The organism is Nonomuraea sp. NPDC003707 (assembly GCF_053587055.1).
The window spans coordinates 1-26,446 of the sequence record NZ_JBSFNK010000023.1 but is presented as its reverse complement, the minus strand read 5'-3'; the positions used below and the strand labels follow the sequence as shown (position 1 = coordinate 26,446).

The 26,446-nt window shown below is 72.0% G+C and carries 20 protein-coding genes; 3 read left to right on the top strand and 17 right to left on the bottom strand.

Features of this window, described 5'->3' with window-relative positions:
- Positions 1 to 45 precede the first annotated feature (45 nt).
- Positions 46 to 3,033, bottom strand: a complete 2,988-nt coding sequence (locus ACWDRB_RS42655) for a type I polyketide synthase (protein ID WP_449903862.1) — start codon at positions 3,031 to 3,033, stop codon at positions 46 to 48.
- Positions 3,034 to 3,185: 152 nt separating this feature from the next.
- Complete coding sequence (locus tag ACWDRB_RS42650; protein WP_350728889.1) at positions 3,186 to 4,016, bottom strand: helix-turn-helix transcriptional regulator; 831 nt, start codon at positions 4,014 to 4,016, stop codon at positions 3,186 to 3,188.
- A 149-nt stretch (positions 4,017 to 4,165) separates the two neighbouring features.
- On the opposite strand from ACWDRB_RS42650, the gene ACWDRB_RS42645 reads away from it, so the two are divergent.
- Positions 4,166 to 5,494, top strand: a complete 1,329-nt coding sequence (locus ACWDRB_RS42645) for a hypothetical protein (protein ID WP_449903859.1) — start codon at positions 4,166 to 4,168, stop codon at positions 5,492 to 5,494.
- Between the two features lie 44 nt (positions 5,495 to 5,538).
- Here ACWDRB_RS42645 and ACWDRB_RS42640 read toward each other — a convergent pair whose 3' ends face one another.
- Genes ACWDRB_RS42640 through ACWDRB_RS42605 form a run of 8 tightly spaced genes read right to left on the bottom strand, consistent with a single transcriptional unit; the run spans position 5,539 to position 14,704 of the window.
- On the bottom strand, positions 5,539 to 6,768 hold the full coding sequence (locus tag ACWDRB_RS42640) for a PP2C family protein-serine/threonine phosphatase (protein ID WP_449903856.1): 1,230 nt from the start codon (positions 6,766 to 6,768) through the stop codon (positions 5,539 to 5,541).
- The gene (locus ACWDRB_RS42635; protein ID WP_449904198.1) at positions 6,734 to 7,192 is read right to left on the bottom strand and encodes an ATP-binding protein; all 459 of its coding nucleotides are present in this window, start codon (positions 7,190 to 7,192) and stop codon (positions 6,734 to 6,736) included. Before ACWDRB_RS42635 ends, ACWDRB_RS42640 begins: the two co-directional genes overlap by 35 nt.
- Positions 7,192 to 7,497: an STAS domain-containing protein gene (locus tag ACWDRB_RS42630; RefSeq protein ID WP_350728893.1), complete on the bottom strand. Its 306-nt coding sequence runs from the start codon at positions 7,495 to 7,497 to the stop codon at positions 7,192 to 7,194. Before ACWDRB_RS42630 ends, ACWDRB_RS42635 begins: the two co-directional genes overlap by 1 nt.
- Before the next feature lie 16 nt (positions 7,498 to 7,513).
- Positions 7,514 to 9,529 (bottom strand): glycogen debranching protein, encoded by a 2,016-nt coding sequence (locus ACWDRB_RS42625; protein WP_449903853.1) that lies wholly within the window; start codon positions 9,527 to 9,529, stop codon positions 7,514 to 7,516.
- Complete coding sequence (locus tag ACWDRB_RS42620; protein WP_355191502.1) at positions 9,526 to 9,861, bottom strand: STAS domain-containing protein; 336 nt, start codon at positions 9,859 to 9,861, stop codon at positions 9,526 to 9,528. Before ACWDRB_RS42620 ends, ACWDRB_RS42625 begins: the two co-directional genes overlap by 4 nt.
- A gap of 7 nt (positions 9,862 to 9,868) precedes the next feature.
- Positions 9,869 to 12,265, bottom strand: a complete 2,397-nt coding sequence (locus tag ACWDRB_RS42615) for an AGE family epimerase/isomerase (RefSeq protein WP_449903850.1) — start codon at positions 12,263 to 12,265, stop codon at positions 9,869 to 9,871.
- 10 nt (positions 12,266 to 12,275) lie between these two features.
- The gene (locus ACWDRB_RS42610) at positions 12,276 to 13,877 is read right to left on the bottom strand and encodes a thiamine pyrophosphate-binding protein (RefSeq protein WP_449903847.1); all 1,602 of its coding nucleotides are present in this window, start codon (positions 13,875 to 13,877) and stop codon (positions 12,276 to 12,278) included.
- Positions 13,878 to 13,879: 2 nt separating this feature from the next.
- The gene (locus tag ACWDRB_RS42605) at positions 13,880 to 14,704 is read right to left on the bottom strand and encodes a type 1 glutamine amidotransferase domain-containing protein (protein ID WP_449903844.1); all 825 of its coding nucleotides are present in this window, start codon (positions 14,702 to 14,704) and stop codon (positions 13,880 to 13,882) included.
- Positions 14,705 to 14,856: 152 nt separating this feature from the next.
- Between ACWDRB_RS42605 and ACWDRB_RS42600 the strand changes: the two genes are divergently transcribed.
- Complete coding sequence (locus ACWDRB_RS42600) at positions 14,857 to 16,485, top strand: FAD-dependent oxidoreductase (RefSeq protein WP_449903842.1); 1,629 nt, start codon at positions 14,857 to 14,859, stop codon at positions 16,483 to 16,485.
- Between the two features lie 4 nt (positions 16,486 to 16,489).
- Here ACWDRB_RS42600 and ACWDRB_RS42595 read toward each other — a convergent pair whose 3' ends face one another.
- The 7 genes from ACWDRB_RS42595 to ACWDRB_RS42565 all read right to left on the bottom strand — a co-directional run bounded on the left by ACWDRB_RS42595 (position 16,490) and on the right by ACWDRB_RS42565 (position 25,438).
- The gene (locus tag ACWDRB_RS42595; RefSeq protein ID WP_449903839.1) at positions 16,490 to 17,896 is read right to left on the bottom strand and encodes an ATP-binding protein; all 1,407 of its coding nucleotides are present in this window, start codon (positions 17,894 to 17,896) and stop codon (positions 16,490 to 16,492) included.
- Positions 17,875 to 18,963 (bottom strand): IS701 family transposase, encoded by a 1,089-nt coding sequence (locus ACWDRB_RS42590; protein WP_449903837.1) that lies wholly within the window; start codon positions 18,961 to 18,963, stop codon positions 17,875 to 17,877. Before ACWDRB_RS42590 ends, ACWDRB_RS42595 begins: the two co-directional genes overlap by 22 nt.
- A 127-nt stretch (positions 18,964 to 19,090) precedes the next feature.
- Positions 19,091 to 20,671 carry a GMC family oxidoreductase gene (locus ACWDRB_RS42585; RefSeq protein WP_355191513.1) on the bottom strand — a complete coding sequence of 527 codons (1,581 nt, stop codon included), beginning with the start codon at positions 20,669 to 20,671 and terminating at the stop codon, positions 19,091 to 19,093.
- A gap of 11 nt (positions 20,672 to 20,682) precedes the next feature.
- Positions 20,683 to 22,194: a GMC family oxidoreductase gene (locus tag ACWDRB_RS42580; protein WP_449903834.1), complete on the bottom strand. Its 1,512-nt coding sequence runs from the start codon at positions 22,192 to 22,194 to the stop codon at positions 20,683 to 20,685.
- On the bottom strand, positions 22,194 to 22,886 hold the full coding sequence (locus tag ACWDRB_RS42575; protein ID WP_449903832.1) for an EthD domain-containing protein: 693 nt from the start codon (positions 22,884 to 22,886) through the stop codon (positions 22,194 to 22,196). Before ACWDRB_RS42575 ends, ACWDRB_RS42580 begins: the two co-directional genes overlap by 1 nt.
- Positions 22,887 to 23,017: 131 nt before the next feature.
- Positions 23,018 to 24,637 (bottom strand): FAD-binding oxidoreductase, encoded by a 1,620-nt coding sequence (locus ACWDRB_RS42570; RefSeq protein WP_449903830.1) that lies wholly within the window; start codon positions 24,635 to 24,637, stop codon positions 23,018 to 23,020.
- 198 nt (positions 24,638 to 24,835) lie between these two features.
- Positions 24,836 to 25,438: a TetR/AcrR family transcriptional regulator gene (locus ACWDRB_RS42565; RefSeq protein WP_449903826.1), complete on the bottom strand. Its 603-nt coding sequence runs from the start codon at positions 25,436 to 25,438 to the stop codon at positions 24,836 to 24,838.
- Positions 25,439 to 25,518: 80 nt separating this feature from the next.
- Between ACWDRB_RS42565 and ACWDRB_RS42560 the strand changes: the two genes are divergently transcribed.
- Positions 25,519 to 26,355, top strand: coding sequence for an NAD(P)H-binding protein (locus ACWDRB_RS42560; protein ID WP_364251148.1), 837 nt, complete (start codon positions 25,519 to 25,521; stop codon positions 26,353 to 26,355).
- Positions 26,356 to 26,446 lie beyond the last annotated feature (91 nt).

Below are 26,446 nucleotides of genomic sequence, written 5' to 3'. Positions count from 1 at the left end.
GCTCCGGACGACCCGGAGCCCCGTCTCGACAGCGGCGGCCGCGCCTCACACGGTGGCCGCCGAGCGTAATTCGGTGGTGAGGTCGAGCAGCGTGCCCGGGCCGAGCAGGCTGCGGACCGGCACATCCACGCCCAGCTCGCGCCGCACCCGCTCGCGGAACCTGGTCGCCAGCACGGAGTCCAGCCCCAGCAGGGTGAGCGGCACGTCCATCCCGATCTCGTGTCCGGGCACCGCGAGAACCTGGGACGCCAGGTCGGTCACCACGGCGGTCAACTCCGTCTCCGAGAGGGCCGCCAGATCCGGGCGTCCGGCCTGCGCCGGTTCACGGGCCGGTTCGCGGGCCGGTTCGCGGGCCGGCTCGGGAGGAATGGGGGAGGTGGCCGAGCCGGGCCAGAACCGCCGTCGCTGCCAGGGGTAGCCGGGCAGCCGGACGTACTCGCCCTCGGGGTGGACGCGGTCCCAGCGGGGACGGCAGCCCAGCACGTACGCCTGGCCGAGCGCCGCGCTGAGGGCCGCCGCGTCCGGCACGTCCCGCCGCAGGCAGGGCACCACGCTCGCGGTCGCGCCCGCCGCCTCGACCTCCTCCTCCAGCGCCGTCTGCAGCACCGGATGCGGGCTCATCTCGATGAACACGGTGGGCCGGGCGTCGGCGAGCGCGGCCTGGCAGGCGGCGGCGAAGCGCACGGGCAGCCGCAGGTTCTCGAACCAGTAACCGGCGTCCAGCTCCGTGCCGTCGACGACCCGGTCCCGGGCGCTGGAGTGGATGGGCACGGCGCAGGGGCCGGGCTTGACGCTCGACAGCGCCTCCAGCAGCGCCTCGCGCACCGGCTCCACCTGCGGCGCGTGCGAGGCGTAGTCCACGTCCACCTGACGGCAGAAGACACCGTCGCGGCGCAGCGGCGCGACGATCCGCTCCAGCCTCGCGGGGTCGCCGGACAGGACCGTGGAGTGACGGCTGTTGACCACCCCCACGCTCACCTGGCCGGAGTGCTCACCGATCGCCTCCTGGGCCGCCTCCTCGCCGAGCGCCACGGCCCACATGGCGCCGGGCGTGCGCAGCTCGCGCAGCAGCCGGCTCCTCCTGGCGACCACGGCCGCGCCGTCGGCCACGCTCAGCGCGCCCGCGGTGACCGCCGCGGCGATCTCGCCCATGCTGTGGCCGATGAGCAGGTCGGGCTCGACGCCCCACTCGCGCCACACGGCGGCCAGCGCCACCTGCATCGCCCAGAGGGTCGGCTGCACCTCGTCCACGCGCGACAGCCGCTCCCCGCGCAGCAGCACGTCCACGGGGGACCAGCCGAGCTCGGCGGCCACCGCCCGCGCGCACTCGTGCAGGCGCAGGGCGAAGGCCGGCTCGGCGGCCAGCAGCTGCCTGCCCATGCCCGCCCACTGGCCGCCCTGGCCGGGGAAGACGAACACCACCTTCGGCCGCCGGGCCGCGCGGCGCTCGCCGGCGTGCACCGACCGCCCGTCACCCCGCCCGTTCGCGCGGAACTCCCGCAGGGACGCGGCCAGCGAGCGCGCGTCGTCGCCGACCGCGGCCAGCCGGTACTCGTGGTGCGAGCGCCGGGCGCCCGCGCTGAAGCACACGTCGTGAAGGCCGGGTCCCGCGTCCTCTGCGACAGTGTCGAGCATCTCGGCGTACGCGCCCGCGAGCTCGTCGAGCGCCCTCGGATCCCGCGCCGACAGGGGCAGGACGTAGCTGGGCCGGCCCTGGCCGAGCCGGGGACGCGCCGCCTGCGGCGCCTCGGAGAGCACGAGGTGGACGTTGGTCCCCGACATGCCGAAGGAGTTGACGCCCGCCAGGCCCGGCGTCCCCCGGTCCGGCCAGTCCTGGGTGAGCAGCGCGAGCTCGACGGCCGCGGTCGGCTGCCGCAGGACGGCATGCGGCTCCACCACGTGCAGCGTCGCGGGTATGGTCCGGTGCCGCAGCGCCAGGGCCGTCTTGAGCAGCCCCGCCATCCCCGAGGTGAACTCGGTGTGGCCGATGTTGGACTTGAGCGAGCCGACCAGGCAGCGCCGCTCAGGGTCCCGCCCCTCCCGCATGACCAGGTCCAGCGCGGCCAGCTCGGTCGGATCGCCGGCGGGGGTGCCGGGCCCGTGGGCCTCGACGTAGTCGACCTCGCCAGGGGAGACCCCGGCGTCGAGATAGGCCTTGCGCAGCATCGTCTCGTGCCCCTCCAGCCCGGGGGAGACGAGTGAGCCGCCGGTGCGGCCGTCGTGGGTGGCGGCGCTGCCCAGGATCGTCGCGTACGGGTGCTCCCCGTCCGCGAGGGCCCGCGAGAGCGGCTTGAGTATCAGGGCCACCACGCCCTCGCTGCGCACGTACCCGTCCCCCGACACGTCGCCGAACTTGCACCGGCCCGAGCTGGACAGCACGCCGGCGTCCGCGAGCGCGAAATACAGGTCCGGCACGATCTGCAGGTTCGCGCCGCCGACGATGGCCAGGTCGATCTCGCCCGACCACAGCGCCCGGCAGGCCATGTGCACCGCGAGCAGCGACGTCGCGCAGGCCGCCTCCACGCCCATGCTGGGACCGCGCAGGTCGAGCTGGGTGGAGACGCGGCCGGGGAAGATGCCGCTGACGGCCGCCCCGAGCGCGGCGTGCATGTCGTACATCCCCGAGCGGCGCAGCAGGTCCCAGTACCCCGAGGACAGCAGGCTCGTGTAGACGCCGGTGTCGCTCCCGGCCAGGCTCTCGGCCGGGATGCCCGCGTCGTCGAGCGCCTCCCAGGTGACCTCCATCAGCAACCGCTGCTGCGGGTCCATCCGCAGGGCCTCGAACGGCGTGACGCCGAAGAAGCGCGCGTCGAACCCGGTGATGTCGTCCAGGTAGCCGCCCGCGCCCCGCAGCACATCGGGCCGGCGGCGGCCGGAGGTGGTTTCGATGTCGAATCTTTCCGGAGGGATCACGCCGATCATGTCCCGGCCCCCGCTGACGATCTGCCAGAGGTCGGCCGGGTTCTGCGCACCGGGCAGCCGGCAGGCGGCGCCGACGATGGCGATGGGATCTCGCCCGCTGTTGTTGTACATGGGGCCCCGTTCCCGTTCTCGCCCGGGTCATCGGGAATTCGACGATGCCCGGGCGCCCTTGTTGGTTGGCCGAACGACATCACCTAAGGTCCGGCTCGCCCACGTGGGTGTCAATTAACAGATGACGAAATACCGGGGCGGTGAAAACCGCGTTATTCGCCCGCGTGCATCGGAAAATGGATCACGAGCCCGACCAGCGGCTCGTCCGGGGTGATCATCAGCGCCATGCGCAGGGTCTGCAGGCCCAGCCGCGGATGCCGGAACCGGCGCGTGAGGCTGCGGTGCTCCTGCACCTCGTGCTTGCGCCACAGGCCGGCGAACAGCGGGCTCAGCTGGGAGAACTCGGCGATCTTCGCGGTCAGCCGCTCGTCGTGCGGCCACCTGGCCAGCTCGGAGCGCCACCGGGCGATGACGTCGCAGGTGACGCGCTCCCAGTCGGGCAGCCGCTCCTTCGCCGTGGGCGAGACCAGCAGCCAGCGCAGCATGTTGCGGTGCTCGGGCGTGTAGCTGCCCCAGTCGTCGTACCACTCGGCGGCGGCGTCGTTCCAGGCGGTCAGGTCGCAGTGGATGTCGGTGGCGTAGACCGGATAGGCGCTGGCGCTCATGAGGCTGACCAGCGGGCCCATCACGTCGCCCGACCACGTCTGCCCCTCGAGCGGCTGCGGGTTGGTGACCTGGCCGTGCACCAGCGTGTGCATGTAGCGGCGCTCGTCCTCGCTGAGGTCGAGCACCCGGGCCAGGCTGTCGAGCACCTGGATGGAGGGCCTGATGTCACGCCCCTGCTCGAGGTACGTGTACCAGGTCGGGCTGAGGCCGGCGAGCACCGCCACCTCCTCCCGCCGCAGCCCCTTCGTCCTGCGCCCCCCTTCGGGGAAGCCCACCTGCCCCGGCGTGACCCGCGCGCGCCTGCTGCGCAGGAATCGCGCGAGCTCCTGCCGGCTCCAGCCGTCGCCTGACACCGAACCCCCCGTGAGTGCCTCCACCGCGTCAGCAGATCAGGATCGCAAGGCTGAGTCTAGAAGCCTCACGGAATATTTGTCACCTCTACCCCGATTGCGTCATTTCGGCATTGACGTTACGGCATTGTTCCCAAAGCATGAATTTAATCCATTCAATTGAGGGGATTAACCAGATGAAGTGGCATTTCATCGACCGGAGCGAGCAGATCGCCGCGATTCGGTCAGCCCTCGGGGCTTCCGGAGCAGGCCCGATTGTCCTGGCCGGAGAGCCGGGCTCGGGCCGCAGCAGGCTGGTGGAGCGCGTGCTCGAATCGTCCGAGGCGGCGCGCTACGACATCGTCCGGCTGCGTCCCGCGGACGGTCCCGGTGAGGTCGCCGCCCGCGTCGAGGCGGCCGCCGGGGGCCGTCCGCTGCTGCTCGTCATGGACGACGCGCAGGTGAGCGAGGACGAGAGCCTGATGGCGCTGCGCACGGCCGCGGGCGGGAGCCCGGGGGCCAGGGTGCTGGTCACGACGCTGTCCGGGCCCGCGGCGCGGCGCCCCGATCCGGTGGACTGCCTGCGCTTCGAGCCGGGCGCGTACACGGTCGAGGTGCCGCCGCTCGCGGCCGAGGAGGTGGCCGCCCTGCTGGCCGAGCTGGCCGGCGGCCACGTGCGGCAGGCCACCGCCGGCGCCCTGCACTCGGCGACCGGCGGCAACCCCCGCCTGCTGCACGACTTCCTGGTCGGGCGCCGGCTCACCGAACGCCTGACCCGGGGCGCCGCCGGGTGGGAGTTCCAGTGCGCCACCGAGTGGCTGCCGCCGATGGACCCGTCCGCGGCCACCCCGCACCTGGTGAAGGCCACCTGGGACGCCTGGGCGGCGCTGGCCTTCGACCGGGCCTTCGAGCTGTGCAAGGCGGCGGCGTGGTGCGGCGAGGGGCACACCGTCTCGGTGCCGCTGGCGCACCTGCTGCTGCTGCGCGGCAGGGGGCGCGACAGCACGTCGTTCCTGGACTCGCTGCCCGAGGGGATGGTGGAGAGCACGCCACACCTGGCGCTCGCCCGAGCGGTCAACCTGGCCTGCGGGCAGGGCCGGCCGGAGGCCGCCGCCGAGTTCCTGCTGCGCGCGGCGGTGGCCGCCGGGCCGGCGCAGCGGCCGCTGCTGCTCGCCTACCGGGCCTGGATCATGGCGTTGAACGGCCGCTCCGCCGACGACGTCGGCACGATCACGCGTACCGACAGGGAGACCGCCCTGTTCGTGCACGCGGCGCAGGCCATGGCCCGCCTGCGGACCCGGCCCGAGGAGGCGGTCTTCCACCTGCGGCGCGCGCTCGCGCTCACCGCCGGGGGAGCGGAGGCGGGGCCGCCCTGGCTGGCGGCGCATCTGACGGCGTACCTGATCGACGCGCTGCTGCTGGCCGGGCGGGCGGATGAGGCGACGCTGCTGGCGGAGGGCTTCCACGGCGGGGAGCCCGCCTCCGGCTGGGACGTCGCCGTCGCCATGTCGATGGTCGCCGCCTGAGAGGCCCGGACCACGTGCCGCGGCCGTGGTCCGGGCCTGTCCCCTCAGGAGGGGTTCCTGCTCAGCGCCAGAGTGGTGATGTCGTCGGACTGCTCGGCGGCCCCCACGAACGTGCGCACCGAGGTGTCGACCGCCGCGAGCAGACCGGAGGCGTGCCCCCCGGCCCCGCCCAGCACCTCCTGGAGCCGGGGGGTGCCGAACAGGCCGTGGGCGGAGTTCCTGGCCTCGACCACCCCGTCGGTGTAGGCGAACAGCGCGTCGCCGGGCCCCAGTTGCACGTGACCCAGGGTGTAGGAGCTGTCGGCCAGGATCCCGACCGCGGGCCCCGTCGGCGGCAGCATCGTCTGGCGGCCGTCGGCCCGCACCACGACGGGCGGATTGTGCCCGCCGTTGATGTAGACCAGGTCCCCGGAGTACGGGTCCAGCACCCCGAAGAACATCGTCGCGAAATACGCCTGCTTGATGTGATTTCGGGCCATGTACCGGTTGGTCCCGACCACCGCCTGGATCAGCGGCCCCGCCCCCAGCGACAGCAGGGGCAGCGCGGACTCTCCCGGCGAGCCGTCCAGCGCCACGGCGGCGTCGTCGCTGACGTCCTGGACGAACCCGGTGTGCTCGGCCGTGTGCCGGAGCAGCGTTCTGATCAGCGCCATGAACAGCGCCGCCCCCACGCCCTTGTCGCACACGTCGGCCACCACCAGCGCCAGCCTGCGCCCGTTGACGAGGGTGAACACGTCGTAGAAGTCGCCGGCCACCTGCCGGGCCGGCCGGAAGCTGGCGGCGATCTCCCATCCGTCCAGCCTCGGCAGTGACTCCGGCAGGAACCCGGCCTGGATGTCGCGGGCGATGCGCAGTTCGCGCTCGTACTCCCGCAGGCTGGCCAGCGCCGCCATCTCCTCCACTGTGGTGCTGAGCTGATAGCGCTCCCAGCAGGAGTTCGCCCTGCTGCGCAGCAGGCCGGGCAGGAACGGGCGGGTCACGTAGTCGAACCCGCCGCGCACACACTCCTCCAGCGCGGCGATGTCGTCGTCGGGGAAGGCCACGATCGTGGGCATCCGCCCGTCGACCAGGAACCGCTGGCTGACCAGCGCCATCCGCTGCAGCCCCAGCGCCGCCGAGATCAGCAGCAGATCGGGGTGCGGGTGGCGCAGGACCAGGTCGTCCGGGACGGCGAGCTGGACGTCGAAGCCCTCTTCGCGCAGTGCCCCGTCGAGTTCGAGCACCGCGGTGGACGTGGGGTTAGCCGACTCGGCAACCACCAGAGCCGTCGGCATTCGCGCCTCCAAGCAGTCGCATGATCAGGGTGTTGCGGTTGCGTCCGCCGACGTACTCGTAGCGGAACTCGTCCACCTTGCCCATGGCGAGGAGCAGCCCGTAGCCGCCTTCCTCGCGCAGCGCGGGCGGCAGCGCCAGCCGAGGCGCGGGATCGTATCCGGCGGGATCGAACGGCGGAGCGTCGTCCTCGATGCTCACCTGCAGCCGGTCGTCCTCGATCTCCCCGGACAGCTCCACGACGCCCGCCCCGCCCCGGTAGCCGTGCTGGGCGATGTTCGTGGTGATCTCGTCCGTCGCCAGGCGCAGCCAGTACGCCTGGCGGGAGGTCAGCCCCGCCCCGTCTGCCAGCGCCTCGATGAAATCGGCCACCACACCCGGCAGGGACACGTGCTGGACATCGATCTTGAGCCGGCAGGCGAGCATCACTGCATCACGATGCTGCGGTCGAAGCCGGTGAGCCGGATCGTCTCGGCCACCTCCGGATTGGTCCCCACCAAGGTGATCTCCGAGCCGCGCGGCAGCTTCTGGTGCGCGAACACCAGGCAGCGCACCCCCGCCGACGACATGTACGTCAGCTCGTCGAGGAGCAGCACCAGCTTGCCCACCTGCCGTCCCACGGCCTGCGACACCAGTTCGTTGAGCTCGGGGGCGGAGCTGCCGTCGAGCTCGCCGGCCAGCCGGATCGTGGCGGTGTCGCCCTCCACGCTCATCTTCATCCTGAAGGACATGACATGGTTCCCTTCGCTAATGCGTGACCAAGATCGCGACGCTTCTGGGGCCGATGGACAACTGTGACTGGTTGGCCAGCGGCGGTTCCGAGCCCGGCTCGAAGGCGTCCATCGGCGGGGCGGCGGCGGTGTCGGCGAACAGGTGCCAGGTATGCCCGCGCGGCGCGGGCGGCAGTTCGAGCGTGTGCGACTCCCAGTGGGAGTTGGCGGCGACGTAGACGCAGTCGTTCCCGCCCCCGTCGAACAGCGCGGCCAGCACCCGCGAGTGCGCCGACCAGTCCGGTGACCAGGCGCTCACGCCGTGCCAGTGGACCGATCCGGGAGAGCCGCCCCTCAGCACCGGGTGCGCCCGCCGGAAGGCGATGGCGTGCCGCGTGAAGCGGAACAGGTCGGCGTTCTCCTCCCGCAGCCCCCAGTCGAGCCACGTGACCGGCCCGTCGTGGCAGTAGGCGTTGTTGTTGCCGAGCTGCGTGCGGCCGAGCTCGTCGCCGGCCAGGAGCATCGGCACGCCCCGGCTGGCCAGCAGGAGCAGCAGCGCGTTGCGCTGCTGCCGGGCGCGGAGCGCCAGCACCGCCGGGTCGTCGGTCACACCCTCGTGCCCGCAGTTCCAGGAGTTGTTGGCGTCGTCGCCGTCCCTGTTGCCCTCGCCGTTGCCCTCGTTGTGCTTGTGGTCGTACGAGACCAGGTCCCGCAGCGTGAACCCGTCGTGTGAGGTGACGAAGTTGACCGTGGCCGCGGCGCCCCTCCGGCTGTACATGTCGGGCGAGCCGACCATGCGGGTGGCCAGCTCCCCGGTGACGCCGATATCGCCCTTGACGTACCTGCGCACCGTGTCGCGGTAGCGGCCGTTCCACTCCGACCAACGGCTGTAGTGGGGGAAGCTGCCCACCTGGTAGAGCCCGGCGGCGTCCCACGCCTCCGCGATCAGCTTGCGGTCGCGCAGGATCGGGTCGTACGCCAGCGACTCCAGCAGCGGCGGGTTGTGCAGCAGCTCGCCGTCGGACCCCCGCCCGAGGATCGCCGCCAGGTCGAACCTGAAGCCGTCCACATGGCACTCGGCGGCCCAGTAGCGCAGGCAGTCCAGCACGAACCCGCGCACCACCGGATGGTTGCAGTTGAGCGTGTTGCCCGTGCCGCTGAAGTTGTAGTAATGCCCGTCGGGGGTGAGCATGTAGTAGGTGGCGTTGTCCAGTCCCTTGAAGCTGATCGCCGGGCCGCGCTCGTCGCCCTCCGCGGTGTGGTTGAACACCACGTCGAGCAGCACCTCGATGCCCGCCCGGTGCAGCTCCTTGACCATGTGCTTGAACTCGTCGACCTGCATGTGGTCCCGGCCGGTGGCCGCGAAGGACGCCTTGGGGGCGAAGAACCCGATGGGGCTGTACCCCCAGTAGTTGACGCCGGTGAACACGTTGTCGGTCTCGTCGAACTCGAACACCGGCATCAGCTCGACGCAGTTGACCCCCAGCTCCAGCAGGTACGGGATCTTCTCCACGAGCCCCGCGTACGTGCCGGGCGCCGCGACCCCGGAGGAGTCGTGCCTGGTGAAACCGCGCACGTGCAGCTCATAGATCACCAGGTCCTCGTGCGGCAGGTGCGGCGGGCGGTCGTCCTCCCAGTCGAAGTCGTCGAGCGTCACCCGCGACCTGTGCCGGTAGGGGCCGTGACCGGTCAGCATCCTGGCGTACGGGTCGCTGAGCACGAGGTCCGGGTCGAAGCGGTGGCCCTCCCACGGCCGGCGGGGGCCGTCCACGCGATAGCCGTACTCCAGGCGCTCGACGTCGAGGCCGAACACGGTCATCGCGTAGACGCTGCCCACCCGGAACGTCTCCGGGAAGGGCAGCTCGGCCATCGGCTCGGGCTCGCCCTCCCGATAGAGCACCAGCGTCACCGAGGTGGCGTGGTTGGAGTAGACCGAGAAGTTGACGCCCCCGGGCACCCGCGTGGCGCCGAACGGCAGCGACCGCCCAGCGCGCACGGGGTATCCGGCGATCCGCTGCGTGGGGTAAGCGTCGATCGGCTCCAGGATGGTCATACAGTCAACGCCTCCACGCCCTGCTCCACCGACTCGACCACGGTGAAGAATCCGAGGAAGCCGGTCGCCTCCATGATCGCGCGCACGTCGGGGGACAGGCCCGTCAGCGCGAGGCGTACCGTGCCGTGCTGGGCCTGCCGGTAGACCAGCAGCAGCACCCGCAGCCCCGCGCTCGACATGTACAGGGTCCGGGACAGGTCCAGGACCACCAGCCCGTCCTCGGGGAGGAGCGCCCGCAGGTCCTGCTGGACCTGGGGCGAGGTCTCGCTGTCCAGCTGGCCGTCCAGGCTGATGACGGTCACCCCGCCGCGCAGCTCTTTCCGCAGTCGCATGGCCATGTCACTCCTCTACGGGCGCGAGATGGGCGCGCACCGTCATCGGCGAGGCGGAGTCGGGCAGCTTCACCGTCATCGCCGCGGCGTCGAAGAGCTGGTACGGCGAGCCGTCCACCTCCACCCACTCCAGCCGGACCCGGCCGGGCGGCAGCGCGTCGGGCGCCACCCGCAGGACGCGGTCGGTGAACCCGTCGGGCCGTGGCCGGAACCACAGCGTCAACGGCTCCTTGTCGATCAGCAGTCGCTGGTAGACGGTCGCCAGGAAGCACAGCTCGGCCGCGTGGCACATGCTCATCGAGTGGCTGCCCTTGAACCGCTCGTTGCCGAGCAGGTACGGGTGGCCGTCGGCGAGCACGTTGAAGTAGATCCCGCCCTCGTCGTGGTCGAGGAAGAAGGCGCTGTAGAAGGCGGCCGACTCCCGCGCCCTGCGCGTGAACTCCTCCTCGCCCACCAGCCCCGCCAGGATCTGGTAGGCGAGGATCGCCTGCTCCTGCTGCCACCAGGCCTTCCTGTCGTGCCAGACGAACCGGTGGACGTGCTGGCCGGGGGCGAGCCTGCGCTCGACCACGTCGTACCAGCCGCCGCGCTGCGGGTCGCTGCCGAAGCCCGGCATCTTCTCGCCGATCTCGGTCGCCAGCGTCCGGTAGCCGTCCTTGGGCCGGATCGACATCATCCGCATGAGGTTCCAGGCGATCTTGAGGTTGTGCCCGACGACCGCCCGGTCCTGCTGCCAGTGCCAGGTGGTGTCCGGCGTCCAGTCGGCGTGGAAGCGCTCCTGGACGTACGGGCTGTCCTTCCTGGGCATGTGCTTGGCGATGAGGTCGAACGTCTCCTCGAGCATGTCGGCGTGCCGCTCGTCGCCGGTGGCCAGGAACAGGTTGATGAGGTAGGCGGGGGCGTGGTCGCCGACGGAGTTCCAGTTCTTCCTCGACCGGTTCGGGCCCAGCGACTCGTGGTGCGGGCTGAGCAGGATCGGGTCGATGTGCGAGTAGTAGCCGCCCCGCTCGGGGTCGTGGAAGAACTTGTTGAACAGCCGCAGCGTGCCGTCGATGTCGGAGGCGATGCGCGGGTCCCCGGTGAGCCGGTAGAGCTGGGTCGGGCCGGCCAGGGCGTAGATCTGCTCGTACATCGGGATCGCGTCGTAGTCGTCGCCGAACTCGGAGGTGAACAGCTTGCGCTCGACCCCGTCGCGCACGTCGATGCCGTGGTACCAGTACACGACGTCCTCGTCGCGGTCCACGAAGCGCATGTGCTCGCGCAGGTAGGCGGTGCCCTGCTCGGCCACCTCCAGGAAGTCCTCCTCGCCCGTGAGCATGTAGGCCGAGGACATCCCGTAGATCATCCGGGAGATCGTGTCGGTCTCCTGCACGTCCTGGCCGGCCTTCTCGCCGCCCAGCCGCAGCATGGTCCGGTAGGCGGAGTAGTCGATCGGGCCGTCGGCCCCGAACTGCGCCTTGCGGTAGAACCTGCCCAGTTCGCGGATCTGCTTGACCCACCAGTCGGGCTGCTCGAAGGCGTACTGGCCCGGCTGCCTGCCCAGGAAGATCAGCGTCTTGGCCTCGATCGTGTAGGCGCCGTTCTCGTGGTAGAAGATCCCCTTGACGAACACGTAGGTGCCCGGCGTGAGCAGCTGCTCCAGGTGCGCCGAGGCGTCGAGGTACGGCTCCGAGAGGTTGCGCACGAACTCGGCGGAGGTGGTGCCGGTCAGGCGCACCCGCACCGGCCGCCCGTCGTTGGTGCGCAGGCTGATCTCGCCGTGCTCGAAGCCGGTGACGTAGCCGGCCACCAGGTCGGAGAAGGTGAAGTCGGGCCGGTAGACCGTCTCGGAGCCGCGGTCGGCGGCCACCAGGTCGATGATCATGCGGGCGAAGGCGGCGCAGTGCTCGGCCGTCCGGCCGGTCACCAGGTCGCGGTCCACCACGACGTCCTGGTCGGTGTAGACGGCGCCCATGTTGCGCACGTCGCCGACCAGGTTGTTGTGACACGTCACGCGGCGGCCCTTGACCGCCTCGGCGATGGGCGCCGCCAGCCAGAGGCCGTGGCAGATGATGCCCTTGACGATCCGGTGGTCGTCGAAGGCCTCCTTCAGCAGCCGTACGGCGGGGGCGAGCTCGTGGACGTCCTCGGTGTAGCGCAGCCGGTCCGAGACCATGCCGGACGGCACGATCAGCACGTCGATCCGGCTCAGGTCGGCGCTCTCCAGGTCGCCGCTCACCGTGAACGGCTCCTTGAACTCATGGCCGTGGAAGGTCAGCGAGTCCTGTCCCCACAACCGCGTGAGGAACTCGACCCGCGCCCCCTCCTCGGTGAAACGCCGCTGGTAGTAGTGGAGCTCCTGCTCGACGTAGTCGCTCTCCATGAGGATCGCGACGGTGCGCCCGGCCAATCGCTTCTCACGCACGGTGTACCTCTCAGGTGGTAATCAGATCGACGAGGAACGGCCCCGGCGTCGCCAGCATCCGCTGGACCGCCGCCTCCACCTGGGCGGGCTTGCTCACCTTGACGCCGGGGACACCCAGGCTCGCGGCCAGCTTCACGAAGTCGATCTGGGGATGGGACAGGTCGAAGCCCTGGGGGTGGGGGTGCGCGGCGATGCCGCGCTCGCGCCAGTACTGTTCGAGGTTGTCGTCGAGCAGCTGGTAACGGCGGTTGTCGCAGATCACGAAGCGGGCGGCCACGCCGTACCGGACGGCGGTCCAGAGGGCCTGGATGGTGTACATGCTGCCGCCGTCGCCGGTGAAGGCCACCACCTCGTCCTCGGGGCGGGCCAGCTTGATCCCGATCGCGCCGGGGATGCCGACGCCGAGCGAGCCGCCCCTGGTCTGGAAGTAGGTGCCGGGCCGGCGCGGCGGGAGCCGCCTGAGCAGCGCGGGGGCGGAGGTCAGCGCCTCGTCGAAGACCACCAGCCTGTCACCGGCCCGGGCGGCCAGCTCGCCGGCGAACAGGTCCATCATGGTCTCGCCGTACACCTCCGCCGGCTCGCGGGCCGACTCGAGGGGGGACTCGGGGCGGGCGGGGCCGAGCAGGCGGGCCAGCGCCGCCAGGGTCGGCTTGGGATCGGCGACGAGCGCGACGTCGGCCGGCAGGTTCTTGGCGATCTCGTAGTCGTCCAGGTCGATGTGGACGATCTTCGCCGCCTCCGGGAAGGGGCTGGTCAGCAGCGGGAACACCTCGGGGAAGAGGTACGTCCCGACGACGAGCGCGGCGTCGGCCCCGGCCAGCGCGGCGGCGCTGTGCTCGCCGAACATGTGCCCGAGGTCGCCCCGGTGCAGCGGGTGGGTGGTGTCGATGGTCAGCTCCGAGGAGTTCACCGTCCACACCGGGGCGCCGAGCGCCTCCGCCACCCTGGCCAGCTCCTCCTGCGCGCCGGACACCGAGACCCCGTCCCCGGCCAGCACCACGGGCCGCCGGGCGGCGCGCAGCACCGCCGCGGCCCGCTCCAGCTCCTCAGGCACGGGCACCGTCGCCCGGCTGGGGATCGTGCTGGCCACGGCGGGCTCGCCGGTGTCCTCGTCGAGCACGTCCATCGGCAGTGCCACGAAGACGGGCCCGCGCGGCGGCGTCATCGCGATCTTGACCGCGCGCCGCAGCACCCTCAGCACCGAGCCCGGGTGGGTCACCCTGGTCGCGTACTTGGTCACCGGCCGGGCCATCGCCACCAGGTCCACCGCCATCTGGCCGTCCAGGGCCTCGTAGCGCACCCCTGCCTCGCCGGCGATCACCACCAGCGGCGAGTGACCGCGCTTGGCCTGGTAGAGCAGGCCGACCCCGTTGCCGAGGCCGACCCCGCTGTGCAGCTGGACCAGCGCGGGCCCGCCGGTGGCGCGGGCGTAGCCGTCGGCGATGCCGAGCGCCGCCGACTCCTGCAGCGCCAGCACGTACTGGAAGCCCGGCGTCTCCTCCAGCACGTCCAGGAACCCCTGCTCCACGGTCCCCGGGTTGCCGAACATCACCGAGATGCCATCGGCCGCGAACTGCTCGAAGATCGCCTCTTTGGCGGGACGGGTCGCCATGGTCACCAGCCGTACCGGCGCAGGCCGGACTCGAGCACCTCGACCAGCTTCTCGCCGGACAGGTACGAGTCGGGGGTCGAGCGGCCCGTCACGAACGGGTGGTCCACGATGACCGACGTCTCCTTGCCCACGTTGCCGTGGTAGCGGCCGTCGGGCGCGGTGGCGTCGCGCAGGATGTACTCCAGCGGGTACGGCGGCGGCCCCATGTTGAAGTCCACTCCCAGGAAGCCCGTGCCGTCCTTGTAGTCGTACTCCTTGCAGTGGCCCGTCACGTGCTTGCCGCGCAGGATGCTCGCGCGGTCCTCCCAGTCGCGGGCGAAGGCCAGGCAGGCGACGCCGTAGCACTCGGCGAGCACCGGCTTGTCCGCCCGGACGAAGGAGAGGATCAGGTCGTGCACCCGGCCGTTGTTGGCCAGGTCCACGATCGGGCCGCTGCCGCCCACGAGGACCAGGGCGTCGTACTTGTCGACGTCCCGGTCCAGCCGGCCGAGCTCCCGGTGGTAGGCCTCGACCTTGCGGAGGTATCCGTCCTCGCTGTTGTAGGGGCGTTCGGGGATCCACTCGGCGAGGCTGACCGGGGAGTCCAGCCGGTCCGACTCGTCGAGCTGCCTGGCGGCCACGGCCACCTCCGGCGTGGTCACGGAGCGGCCCAGCGGCGGATCCACGTACCCGGGGTCGAGACTGGGCGGCAGTGCCCGCGCGCGCTTGCCGGTGGGGGTGGCGAACACGCTCCGGTAGCCCTGCCGGTCGAAGGCGGCCAGCGGGCCGACGAGTTCCTCTCCCCAATATCCGTACTCGGAGAGAACAATAAGAATGGTGCGCGTCATGCGTGGATTCAAACAATATGTGGTTTTCCAGGACAAGCCCGGCCCGCCTATTCCGTCAAGTCCGTGAAAGCCGCCGGCACTTCGTCAGGTGCCGGGGGCGGCCGCCCGGAAAATGACGGAACAATGGCCGTAGCCGATTCTGGAGGCTCGTGATGCCCGAGCAGCGGCGGCCGGTTCTGCTGGCCGTGGACGACGACGATCACGTGCTCCGCGCGGTGCGGCGCGATCTGTCCCGCGCCTACCAGGAGCGCTACCGGGTGGTGGCGTCGAGGTCGCCGGTGGAGGCCACGCGGATCCTCGACCGGCTGCGCGAGCGCCGTGAGGAGGTCGCGCTGATCCTGTCCGACCAGCGCATGCCCGAGATGACCGGGATCGAGTTCCTGGTGGAGGCCGGCCGGCGCTTCCCCGCTGCCCGCCGCGTCCTGCTGACGGCCTACGCCGACACGAGCGTCGCCATCTCGGCGATCAACGAGGTGCGGCTGGACCACTATCTCGTCAAGCCGTGGGAGCCGCCGGAGGAGCGGCTCTACCCCGTGCTCGACGACCTGCTGTCGGACTGGGAGTCCGCCCATGAGCCCCCGTACCAGGGGATCCGCCTGGTCGGCCACCGGTTCGCGCCCGCCACGCACCGGCTGCGCGACCTGCTGACCCGCTACCGCCTGCCGTTCAGGTTCGAGGAGGCGGAGCCGGGCGCCCCGGAGGTCCCCGAGGTCGTGCTGCCCGACGGGCGCCGGATGGCCCGCCCCGGGCACGGCGAGGTGGTGGCGGCCCTGGGCCTGGCGACGGAGCTCAGCCACCCGCACTACGACGTGGCGATCGTCGGAGGCGGCCCGACCGGGCTGGCCGCGTCGGTCTACGCCTCGTCCGAGGGGATGGCGACGCTGCTCATCGAGGCCTACGTCCCGGGAGGCCAGGCCGGCACCTCCAGCCGGATCGAGAACTACCTCGGCTTCCCGTCCGGCATCTCCGGCGTCGATCTGACCAACCGCGCGATGGCGCAGGCCCGCAGGTTCGGCGTGGACGTGCTGGCCCCGGTCGAGGCCAGGCGGCTGAGCCGGGCCGGCCGGGCCTGCGTGCTGAACCTGTCCGACGGCAAGGAGATCACCGCGGCCACCGTGCTGCTGTCGCCGGGCCTGTCGTACCGCGGTCTCGACGCCGAGGACGCGGCCCGCTTCGAGGGGGCCGGCATCTACTACGGCGCGGCCCTGACGGAGACCGAGTCATGCGTGGGGCGGCAGGTGTGGATCGTGGGCGGCGCCAACTCCGCCGGCCAGGCGGCGCTGCACTTCTCCCGGCACGCCTGCCACGTCACCATGGTGGTGCGCGCGGACAGCCTGGCCAGCGGCATGTCCGCGTACCTGGTGGACGAGATCGCCGCGACGGGCAACATCACGGTCATGACGAACACCCGCGTGGTCGCCACCGGCGGCGTGGACCGGCTGGAGCGCATCACGCTGTGCGACACCCGCAGCGGCGAGCTGACCACGCGGGAGGCCGAGCACGTCTTCGTGTTCATCGGCGCCCGGCCGCGCACCGAGTGGCTGGACGACCTCGTGCGCAGGGACGCCCACGGCTTCCTGCTGACCGGCCCCGACCTCGGTCCGGTGGCGGGGCTGGCCAGCTGGGACCTGCCGAGGCAGCCGCTGCTGCTGGAGACGAGCGTGCCTGGCGTGTTCGCGGCCGGCGACGTGCGCGCCAACTCCGTCAAGCGGCTGGCCTCGGGCGTCGGCGAGGGCGCCATGGCGGTGTCGATGATCCACCGCTACCACTCGGAGAGCTGACCCCCTACTCGGGGACCCGGGCCAGCGGCAGCCGCACCACGAACCGCGTGTCGCCCGGCCGCGAGTCGACCTCCATCGTGCCGCCGTGCCGCTGCGCCACGATGTCCATGCTGACGTGGAGCCCGAGACCGGTCCCCTTGCCCAGGTCCTTGGTGGTGAAGAAGGGCTGGAACACGTTCGGCAGCGCCTCGGCGGGGATGCCGTGGCCCGTGTCGCGGAACTCCACCACGGCGTGGTCGCCCTCCCGCCTGGTGCTGATCGTCAGCTCGCCCTCGCCGCCCATGGCGTCCACGGCGTTGTCGATGAGGTTGGTCCAGACCTGGTTGAGCTCGCTGGGGAAGGCCTGGAGGTCGGGGACGCCGCCGTACTCCCGGCGTACGCGGATGTTGCGCAGCTTGGGCGCCATGAGGGCGAGCGTGGCCTCCAGGCCCTCGCGCAGGTCGGCGTCCCGCTGGGGCGCGCGGTCCAGGTTCGTGTACGCCGAGGTGCGCCGTACCAGCTCCACCACCCGCTCGGCGGCCTCGGCCGCGTCGCCGGCGAGCGTCCGGATGCGCAGCACCGGCACCAGGTACGCCAGCGCCGCGGCGAGCGCGTCCGGCCGCAGCCCGGCGGCCAGCTCGTCGAGCGCGGCGCGGTCCACACCGTGTTCGGCGAGGTCGTCGGCCAGCTCGACGGCCCGGTCGGGGCCGAGGCCCTGTTCGCGGAGCCAGTCGGCGACGTCGTCGGCCGCCTCCGCCTCGGCCAGCGGGTCCAGCGCGGCCCCGGAGCCCACCCGGTCCTGGAACCGCGCGACGAGCCGCATCTCGGTCTCCTCGCCCGTGCGCCCCCACTCGACCGCGGTGGCGGCCAGCCGGGGCGCGAGGTCGCGCAGCTCCCGCGCGGCCCGCAGCGCGGCCGCCGCCGGGTTGTTCAGCTCGTGGGCCAGGCCGGCCGCCAGCATGCCCAGCCCTTCCAGCATGCGGCTGCGCCCGGCCTGGCGCTCCATGGCGTTGATGCGCCCGGCCAGCACCGGCAGCAGCACCCGGCAGACCTGCGGGCAGCGCTCCAGCATGTCGAAGAACGCGTCCTTGCCGTAGGCCACGACCCGCGCCGGCCCCACGGCCAGCGCGGTGGCCAGGTACTCGTCGCTGGTGAGCAGCGGGAGCTCGCCGATGAACTGGTGCTCCAGCGCGTCGCCGAGGTGCCGGGTGAGCACCTGCTCCCGCCCGCCGACCAGCTTCGAGACCACGATCTCGCCGTCCAGCAGGATGTAGAAGCCGTCGGCCGGCGCGCCCTCGACGAACAGCGCCTGCCCGTCGCCGAGCTCCCTGACGGTCCCGGCGCACGCGAGCCAGTCGAGCTGCTCGTCCGACAGCCCGGCGAACAGCTCGATCGCGGAGAGCCGGGCGGTCAGCCATGCGGGCGCAGGCACAGTTCCTCCGATTCCCGTCCGTCCAGGCCGCCCAGCAGCCGGTACGCGTGGGCCACCGACACCAGCGTGACGTGGTGGTGCCAGCCCTGGAAGGAGCGGCCCTCGAAGTGTTGCAGGCCGGACTCGGCGGCGACCGACGCGAGCACGGACGCCGCCCTGTTGCGCAGCCCGACCAGTCCCGCCAGGTCGGAGACCCGGTTGCGGCCCAGGTCGGTCAGCCACATCGCCCGCGCCCCCGAGCGCGGATACCAGCGGTGGCCCTGCCCCTGCTGTTGGTACGGGGGCCGCGTGCCCGCCTGCCCCTGCACCACCTGCAGCCGGGGCCGTAACGGCTCCAGCACCGGGCGGGCGGGCAGACCGGTCCCGCCGGCCGGCAGCGTGCCGGGGGAGACGCGGACGAGGTAGGGCAGCCCGCGCTCGGCGAGCCCGGCGAGGAGGAGCTCCACGCCGGGCATCGACCTGCCGTCCACCACGATGGGCGCCGGAGGCAGTCCCCAGTCGACCACCATCTCGTCGACGGCCTGCAGCAGGTGCCGCCAGTGCGGCCGGCTGTGCTCGTGGGCCGGTACGCGGGCCCGGCTGCGCAGGCCGTCGTCCTCGTCCCACGAGCGGGGCAGCAGCAGCCGCCAGTTGACCGGGCAGCCGCCGTCCTCTCCCACCATCACGACCGCCAGGCCGATCTGGCAGTTGAGGAGGCGGCCCGCGGAGTTGGCGAACTGCCGCGCCACACCCACCGACTTGGACCCGTTCTTCGGGAAGACGACCTCCTCCAGCACCCACGCCTTCGGGCGGATCGCCTCGACGAGCAGCTGGGCCAGGCGCTGCCGTACGGGCGCCCAGTCCCAGGGGCTCTGGTTGATGAACTGCTGGAGGCACTGGTCGACGGGTCGCCCCACGACGTGGTTGGAGATCCGGCGGATCGACTTGCGGCCCGGGACGGAGACCAGGCCGTGGACGTAGACCTCGCCCCATCGGCGCTGATCGGAGCGTAGGAAGGACGTGAACAGGTCCTCACAGAAAGGAGAGAGCCAAAACTCTCGCGAATGCAAATCCGAGTAGATGGCCATGCGACCAACCCCTATAAATCGAACATCCCCCTTTCCTCGAATTATTGAAATGTTCCGGGCCGGCTGACAGGACGAGGTTGTGCTGGCACTCTCGCTGCTACTTATGGGACTTCTACCTGTTGGACTTCTACCCAGAGGTACGGACGAGGTCGGCCGCGCGCTCGCCGATCATCACGACCGTGGTGTGCGGATGCGCGTTGACCAGCGAGGGCATGACGGAGGCGTCGGCCACGCGCAGCCCCTCCACGCCGCGCACCCGCAGCCGGGGGTCGACCACGGCCGAGGCGTCGGTGCCCATCCGGCAGGAGCCGGCGAAGTGGTAGTACGACCCGGTGTTGGCCTTCACCCAGGCGCGCAGTTCCTCGCGGGTGGTCACGCCGGGCCCGGGGGCGACCTCGGCCAGCCCCCACCGGCCGGTGAACGCCTTGGTGCGGTAGATGTCCCGGGCGACCTCCACGGCGGTGACCGTGCGCTCCAGGTCGACCGGGTCGCCGAAGTAGTTGGCGTTGATCCGCGGGTAGGCGGTCGGGTCGGTGCCCGCCAGCCGTACCCATCCCCGTGAGACCGGCGACACCAGACCGGTCAGGCTGAGGATCACGTGCGGGTCCACCAGCTCCCGCACCGGCGCGACCGGCTGGCCGGTCTGCACGCGGCGGATGACGTTGGCGAAGAACTTCTCGCCGAACGGCGCGCGGTGCACCAGCGCGACCTCCAGGTCGGGGACGGGCAGCCCGTCCTGCGACCCGCAGAAGAGCGCGACCTCGGTCACGTTGCCGCGCGGGTCGTCGCCCGGCTCGGCCAGGTAGCCGATCGGCCCGATGACCAGCGGGTGGTCGTGGAAGTTGGCCCCGACCCCGGGCAGGTCGGCCACGACCGGGATGCCGAGCTCGGCCAGGTCGCCGGCCGGGCCCAGGCCCGACAGCAGCAGCAGCTTGGGCGACTGGATGGCGCCCGCGCACAGCACTACCTCGGCCTCGGCCCGCGCCGTGTGCGTGCGGCCCTCGCGCAGGTACTCCACGCCGACGCAGCGGGTCCCCTCGAACAGCAGCCGTGCCGCGAGGGCCGCGGTCAGCACCGTGAGGTTGGGCCGGTCGAGCGCGGGATCCAGGTACGACTCGCGGGCGCCCCTGCGCCGGCCGTCCTTGATGTTCACGTGGTGCCAGCCCGCGCCGAACAGGCCCGCGTTGAAGTCGTCCAGGCGCGGATGGCCGAGCTCCACGCAGGCCTCGATGAACGTCTCCGACACCGGGTTGCCCGTCTCGCCCGCGTCGGCCACGGTCATCGGGCCGTCCTTGCCGGCCAGCGGGTTGTGCCCGTCGCGCTGGTCCTCCAGGCGCTGCAGCCACGGCAGCACGTCGTCGAAGGACCAGCCGGGACACCCGTGGTAGGCCCAGTCGTCGTAGTCCTGGGGGCGGCCCCTGGTGTGCATCATGTGGTAGATGTTCGAGGTGCCGCCCAGGCCCCGGCCGGCGGCCGAGTAGACGCGGTTGCCGTCGAGGCCGGGCTGGGGCTCGCTCATGTACGCCCAGTCCAGGTCGGTCAGCAGCACCTCGTTCCACCGCCACGGCGTCGTCACCGCGTCGGTGACCTGTGCGTCGCCCGCCTCGAGGAGGAGAACGGAGGCGTCGGGATCCTCGCTGAGCCGGGCGGCCACCACCGATCCGGCCGCGCCGGCGCCGATGACGATGTACCTGTAGCTGTCTGGCACGGTCGGCTCCTTCATGTGAGCAGGTCGGCCGCGCGCTCCCCGATCATGACGGTGGCGGCGGCGGTGTTGCCCGCGGGGATGGACGGCATGATCGAGGCGTCGGCGACGCGCAGCCGCTCGACGCCGTGCACGCGCAGCGCCGCGTCGACCACGTCCAGCGGGTCGCGACCCATGCGGCAGGTGCCCACCGGATGCCACACGGTGGTCGCGGTGGCGCGGACGTAGGCGGGCAGGTCGGCGCCGTGGCCGGGCGCGCTCTCGCGGTCGTGCAACGAGCACATCGAGCTGCTGTGCGCCAGCTCCCTGGACAGCTCGATCCCGCGCACGAGCGCCGCCAGGTCGGCCGGCTCCTCGAGGTAATGGGGGTCGACCAGGGGCGCGTCGGCGGGGTCCGCCGACCGCAGGGCGAGCCTGCCCCTGCTGCGCGGCCGGGCGAGCACGGGGGCGAAGGTGAAGGCGGGCCCGTCGACGCGGTACTCGTCGGCCACGAACTGCACGGGGCCGAACAGCATCTGGAGATCGGGGTCGTCCGGTGGGAACAGCCCCGCCTCCGCCAGCAGCTCGGGCAGCGGCAGGATCGACCGCGCGGCGTAGGCCACACCGAGGATGAGGTGGTCGTGCAGGTTGGCGCCGACGCCGGGCAGGTCGGCGGCGACCGCGAGCCCGTGCTCGCGCAGGGCCTCGGCCGGGCCGATCCCGGAGAGCATCAGCAGCTTGGGCGTGGCGAGCGCGCCGCAGGAGACGATCACCTCGGCGCTCGCCCCGGCGCGGTGGAGCGCGCCGTCGCGCAGGTACTCCACGCCTGTGGCCGTCGTGCCGTCCAGCAGCACGCGGGTCGCCGTCGCGCCGGTCTCGACGGTGAGGCGGGGATGGCCGCGCAGCGGGTCGAGGTAGGCGGACGCCGTGCTCGATCGCTGGTTGTCCTTCGTCCTGGTGGACTGGTAGGCGAAGGCGCCCTCCTGCGCGGCGCCGTTGTAGTCCCAGTCCTCCCCGCCGGGGAAGCCCAGCTCGGAGGCGGCCTGGAGGAAGGCGCGCGACACCTCCGACATCGACGACAGGCGGGCCACCTTCATCGGCCCGTCCGCCCCGTGGTACGGCCCGGCGCCCTCCTCGTAGTCCTCGGCCCGTTTGAAGCAGGGCAGCACCTCGTCGTACGACCAGCCCTCGTTGCCCTGGGCGGCCCAGCCGTCGTAGTCGCGGCGGTTGCCCCGGACGTACAGCATGGCGTTGACCGAGCTGCCGCCGCCCAGCACCTTGCCCTGGGGCAGCGGGATCGTCCGCCAGCCCAGACCGGCCTGCGGGACCGTGACGTACGGCCAGGTGACGGCGGGGTCCTGCCACAGCGAGGCCATGCCGGGGATGCCCGTCTGGCGGATGGCCGCCAGGCCGGCGTCGCCGCCGGACTCCAGCAGGAGCACGCGTGCCTCGGTCCGCTCGACGAGCCTGGCGGCGACGACCGCCCCGGCCGCGCCGGCGCCCACGACGATGTAGTCGTATTCCCTCTTCTGGTCACCGGCGGACATCAGCGGCTCTCCGGCCCGATGACCCAGTGCTCGGTGACGGCCATCCGGTGCACGTACCTCGGCTCGACCAGCGTCTCCATGTCGGCCACGACCTTGGCGTACTCGGGCGAGGCGAGCGCGGCCTCCATGGCGTCCCTGTCGTCGAACCACAGGAGGTGGGCGGCGTCGAGCACCGCCTCGCCGATGGCGTACGCGCCGTCTCTGACGTGGCACTGGAGGTACCGGCGCAGCCCCGGCACCTGCGCGACCAGTTCGGCGTGCGGGCCGAGGTCGGCGCTCCTGAAGTCGGCCAGCGGCAGCCCTTCCTTCCGCTTGACCAGCACGATCAGCTTCACGCCCGACGGCGGGGCGAGCTCGGGCCCCGGCACCGGCTCGTGCGCGTCGGTGTCGAGCACGAGCGTGCGCCAGAACGCCGCCCAGCGCGGCTCGTCGGCCCGCGCGCCCTCCAGGAACTCGGGCGTCTGCAGCGACTCGAGCTGCTCCCGCTCGTCGCGCAGCCAGATCTCCGCGACGCCGCTCCACAGCGGCTCGCCCTCGTCGGGCCGGAGCGGGATCCGGGTGCCGATCAGGTATTTCCTGATCTGCGGGATCTTGCTCGCGTACCGGACGGCGTGCACGTTCAGCCAGTACTGCTGGAACTCCTCCTCCGTCATCCCGGGCTTGGGCGCGGCGAAGATGAGTTGATGGATCACGGTGTTCTCCTTCGTCACTCGGTGTGTCCGACGCTAGGAGCGCGCATCCGCGCCGGGAAGCGGACCCGGCGGCGCCGCGCTGACAAAGTCAAGTACGGTGCGGCACTTGGCCAGGTGCCGCCCAGGTGCTGCTACGGCAGCGAGACCGACTGCGCGTGCCGGAAGACGTCGCGGGGGTCGTAGGCCGCCTTGACCTGCTGGAGCCTGGTGTAGTTGCCCTTGTAGTACAGCGTCTGCCACGGCACGCCCGAGCGGTTGAACGCGGGGTCGGTGATGTCGGGGTCGGGGTTGTTGATGTAGCAGCCGTCGGCCTGGTCGCCGGGCACCGGGTAGCCGCCGGTGGCCGCCCACACCGAGCCGTACAGGTCGCGCAGCCAGCCGATGTTGGCGGCGTCGGCGGCCGGGTCCTGCCACTGGGCCTCGAACAGCGTCCAGAACGCGGCGTCGCGGTGCGCCAGAGCGGTCCGCGTGGCGGGGACGGCGTTGATCGCGCCGCCGCTGAACCCGGCCAGCGTCACCGCGGCCGCCGGGTTGGCGAAGTCCGTACGGGTGAGCGCGTCGTACATCGCGCCCGCCTGCTCGGCCGTGTACGAGCGCCGCAGGTAGGCCGACTTGGAGGAGCCGCGCAGCGTCGGGTTGATGAACGAGGGGATGCTGGCGGCGATCAACTTGACCGCGCGCAACCACGGGAGCCGCTGCGCCGGCTGGGCCGCCACCACGGCGTCGACGCCGAGCCCGGCGGTCAGGGCCCCCAGGTAGTCGCCGAGGATCCGCGCCGCGTCGGGGGCGGTGGCGTCGACCTGGGTCAGCAGGAAGACGTTTCCGCTCGAGCGGTGCGCCAGCGACGCGACGCCGGACAGGATCCTGGCGGGGGAGTCGGGCGCGGCGTGTCCCTCGTACCAGGCGCCCCAGTTCGTGACCAGGGTGGCGAACTTCGTGCGGTCCAGCATGCTCCACGGGATGCCGACGGCGCTGAGCAGCACGTCCTTGGGCGGGTTGACGAGTAGGCGGCTCGGGTTGGAGCCGGTCGTGCCCGGCGTCCGGAACCAGAAGCGGGTGACGATGCCGAAGTTGCCGCCCCCGCCGCCGGCGCACGCCCACCACAGGTCGCGGTTGGGGTCGCCCGGATCGCGCGAGGCCGTCACGGCTCGGGCGGTGCCCGAGCGGTCCACGACCACGACCTCGACCGCCGCCAGGTGGTCGATCACGGCCCCGAGCTGCCGGGACAGGAAGCCGTACCCGCCGCCGGTGGCGTGGCCGCCGATGCCGACCGTGGGGCACATCCCGCCGGGGATGGTCACGCCCCACTTCTTGAACAACGTGTCGTAGACGCCCGACAGCCGGGCGCCGCCCTCGACCGCGAACGCGCCCCGCTGCTGGTCGAAGTACACCTCGTCCAGCCCGGACAGGTCGATGACGACGTCCACGTCGGAGTTGAACACGAACGGGGCCAGGCAGTGGCCGCCGGACACCACCGAGATCCGCTTGCCCGCGTCGACCGCCTCCTGCACCGCGGCGACGACCTGGGCGGTCGAGCTGACCACGCGCACATAGTCGGGCGCGCCGACCCAGCGCTGGTTGTAGCCCACGGTCAGCTCCTGGTAGCGGGGGTCGCCGGGGTACACGGTGACCGGACCCGTGACCGGCCCGCCGGATGACACGGCGGCTCCGGCGGGGGGCGCGGGCAACGTCACGGCACCCGCCACCAGCGCGGCGCCACCCAGTAATCCCCGCCTCGACGGACGTTCCATGATCGCTCCTTCTGGAGATTCTCCACGTGGGAGCCCTCCGTGCGGTTCCGCGGAGGGTGATCGTCAGGACATCCTCATGGTGTCCCGGCCTCCTGCGGATGCCGCGAAAAAGGATCGGAGTCCGTTACCTCCGGCCGCCCACCTCACGAAGAGGGCGGCGGACGTCACGAAGTACGTGCCCGGCGGGGGTCGAGGCCTTCAGACGGCGGGGGCCTCGGGCAGGGAGTCGAGCCAGTCGAGCAGGCGGGCGCATTGGCGGGTCATGACGTCGGGGTCGCGCAGGGCGTTGGCCAGCAGGGACATGCCCTGGTAGGCGCCCACCAGCGTCAGGGAGAGGTCCCAGGGGTCAGGCTGGCCGAGCTCGCGGAACTGGCGCTCGACCCAGTCCAGCAGCAGCCGGATGACGCGGCCGGCCTCCGCGTCCAGGCCGCCCTCGGGGCGTTTGTCCAGCTCCGCGGCGAGTGTCCCGGTGGGGCAGCCGTAGCGGGCCGCGAGGTCGCGCTGGCTGACCCACCCTTCCACGAGGGCCTTCAGCCGCTCCCTCGGGTCGTCGAGCCCGTCCAGCCGGTCGGTGAGGAGCTCCAGCTGCCGCGCGTGCTCGGCGAGGGCGGCGGCGACCAGGTCGTCCTTGGTCTTGAAGTAGTAGTACACGTTGCCCACGGGGACGTCGGCGGCGTGGGCGATGTCGGCGATGGTGGTGCGCTCCGCCCCCTGCCGGTGCACGACCTGGGCGGCGGCGGCCATCAGCCGCTGGCGCTTGGCGGCCGCGGTCCTCGCCCGCGAACCCGTTGAGTCAGTCACCTGACTAACTATATGCGGCGGAGCCGTGCTATGGTCTCCCTCAAGTGAGTCAGCCGACTAACTAACAACTGGGAGAGATCATGATCGTTGTCACGGGAGCCACGGGGAACGTCGGGCGGACGCTGGTCCGGCTGCTGGCCGAGGCGGGGGAGCAGGTCACCGCCGTGTCCCGCCGCATCACCGACGCCGACGTGCCGCAGGGCGTGCGGGCGGTCGCCGCCGACCTGGCCGATCCCGGCAGCATGAGCGCGGCGCTGGAGGGCGCGGACGCGGTGTTCCTCCTCACGGGCGGCGACCTGTTCGCCGTCGAGCCCAAGGAGATCGTCGCCGCGGTGAGCGGGCCGGGCAGGATCGTCCTGCTCTCCTCGCAGGGCGTGGTGACCCGCCCGGACAGCGCGTCCCACGGCCGCTTCGGGGCGGAGGTGGAACGCGCCGTCGTCGACTCGGGAGCGCGGTGGACGATCCTGCGGCCGGGCGGATTCGCCTCCAACAGGTACGCCTGGGCCGGGTCGATCCGCGCGGACCGCACGGTCGCGGCGCCGTTCGGCGACGTCGGGCTGCCGATCATCGACCCCGACGACATCGCCGCGGTGGCCGCCGCCGTGCTGCGGGAGCCGGGCCACGACGGCCGGACCTACGAGCTCACCGGGCCGGAGGCGGTGACCCCGCGGCAGAACGCCGAGGCCATCGGCCAGGCGATCGGCGAGCCGGTCGCGTTCGTCGAGCAGACCCGCGAGGAGGCCCGCGCGCAGATGCTGGCGTTCATGCCCCCGCCGGTCGCGGACACCACGCTGGACATCCTCGGCGAGCCGACCGAGGCCGAGCGGCGGATCAGCCCGGACGTCGAGCGCGTGCTGGGCCGGGCCCCTCAGCCGTTCGCCGCCTGGGCCCGGCGCAACGCCGCCGCCTTCCGCTAATGGAAGCTACCGGGTCGGTTGATCAGGCAGACTCGGTGCCTGGTAGCCGCTGGTGAGTGAGCACTTCCTTCCGCTGGACCATCGTGAGTCC

Excerpts from the sequence above, each read along its gene's own strand:
- ACWDRB_RS42655 (WP_449903862.1), bottom strand. The coding sequence starts at position 3,033 with ATGTACAACAACAGCGGGCGAGATCCCATCGCCATCGTCGGCGCCGCC.
- ACWDRB_RS42645 (WP_449903859.1), top strand. The coding sequence starts at position 4,166 with ATGAAGTGGCATTTCATCGACCGGAGCGAGCAGATCGCCGCGATTCGG.
- ACWDRB_RS42640 (WP_449903856.1), bottom strand. The coding sequence starts at position 6,768 with ATGCCGACGGCTCTGGTGGTTGCCGAGTCGGCTAACCCCACGTCCACC.
- ACWDRB_RS42635 (WP_449904198.1), bottom strand. The coding sequence starts at position 7,192 with ATGCTCGCCTGCCGGCTCAAGATCGATGTCCAGCACGTGTCCCTGCCG.
- ACWDRB_RS42630 (WP_350728893.1), bottom strand. The coding sequence starts at position 7,497 with ATGTCCTTCAGGATGAAGATGAGCGTGGAGGGCGACACCGCCACGATC.
- ACWDRB_RS42625 (WP_449903853.1), bottom strand. The coding sequence starts at position 9,529 with ATGACCATCCTGGAGCCGATCGACGCTTACCCCACGCAGCGGATCGCC.
- ACWDRB_RS42620 (WP_355191502.1), bottom strand. The coding sequence starts at position 9,861 with ATGCGACTGCGGAAAGAGCTGCGCGGCGGGGTGACCGTCATCAGCCTG.
- ACWDRB_RS42610 (WP_449903847.1), bottom strand. The coding sequence starts at position 13,877 with ATGGCGACCCGTCCCGCCAAAGAGGCGATCTTCGAGCAGTTCGCGGCC.
- ACWDRB_RS42605 (WP_449903844.1), bottom strand. The coding sequence starts at position 14,704 with ATGACGCGCACCATTCTTATTGTTCTCTCCGAGTACGGATATTGGGGA.
- ACWDRB_RS42600 (WP_449903842.1), top strand. The coding sequence starts at position 14,857 with ATGCCCGAGCAGCGGCGGCCGGTTCTGCTGGCCGTGGACGACGACGAT.
- ACWDRB_RS42590 (WP_449903837.1), bottom strand. The coding sequence starts at position 18,963 with ATGGCCATCTACTCGGATTTGCATTCGCGAGAGTTTTGGCTCTCTCCT.
- ACWDRB_RS42580 (WP_449903834.1), bottom strand. The coding sequence starts at position 22,194 with ATGTCCGCCGGTGACCAGAAGAGGGAATACGACTACATCGTCGTGGGC.
- ACWDRB_RS42570 (WP_449903830.1), bottom strand. The coding sequence starts at position 24,637 with ATGGAACGTCCGTCGAGGCGGGGATTACTGGGTGGCGCCGCGCTGGTG.
- ACWDRB_RS42560 (WP_364251148.1), top strand. The coding sequence starts at position 25,519 with ATGATCGTTGTCACGGGAGCCACGGGGAACGTCGGGCGGACGCTGGTC.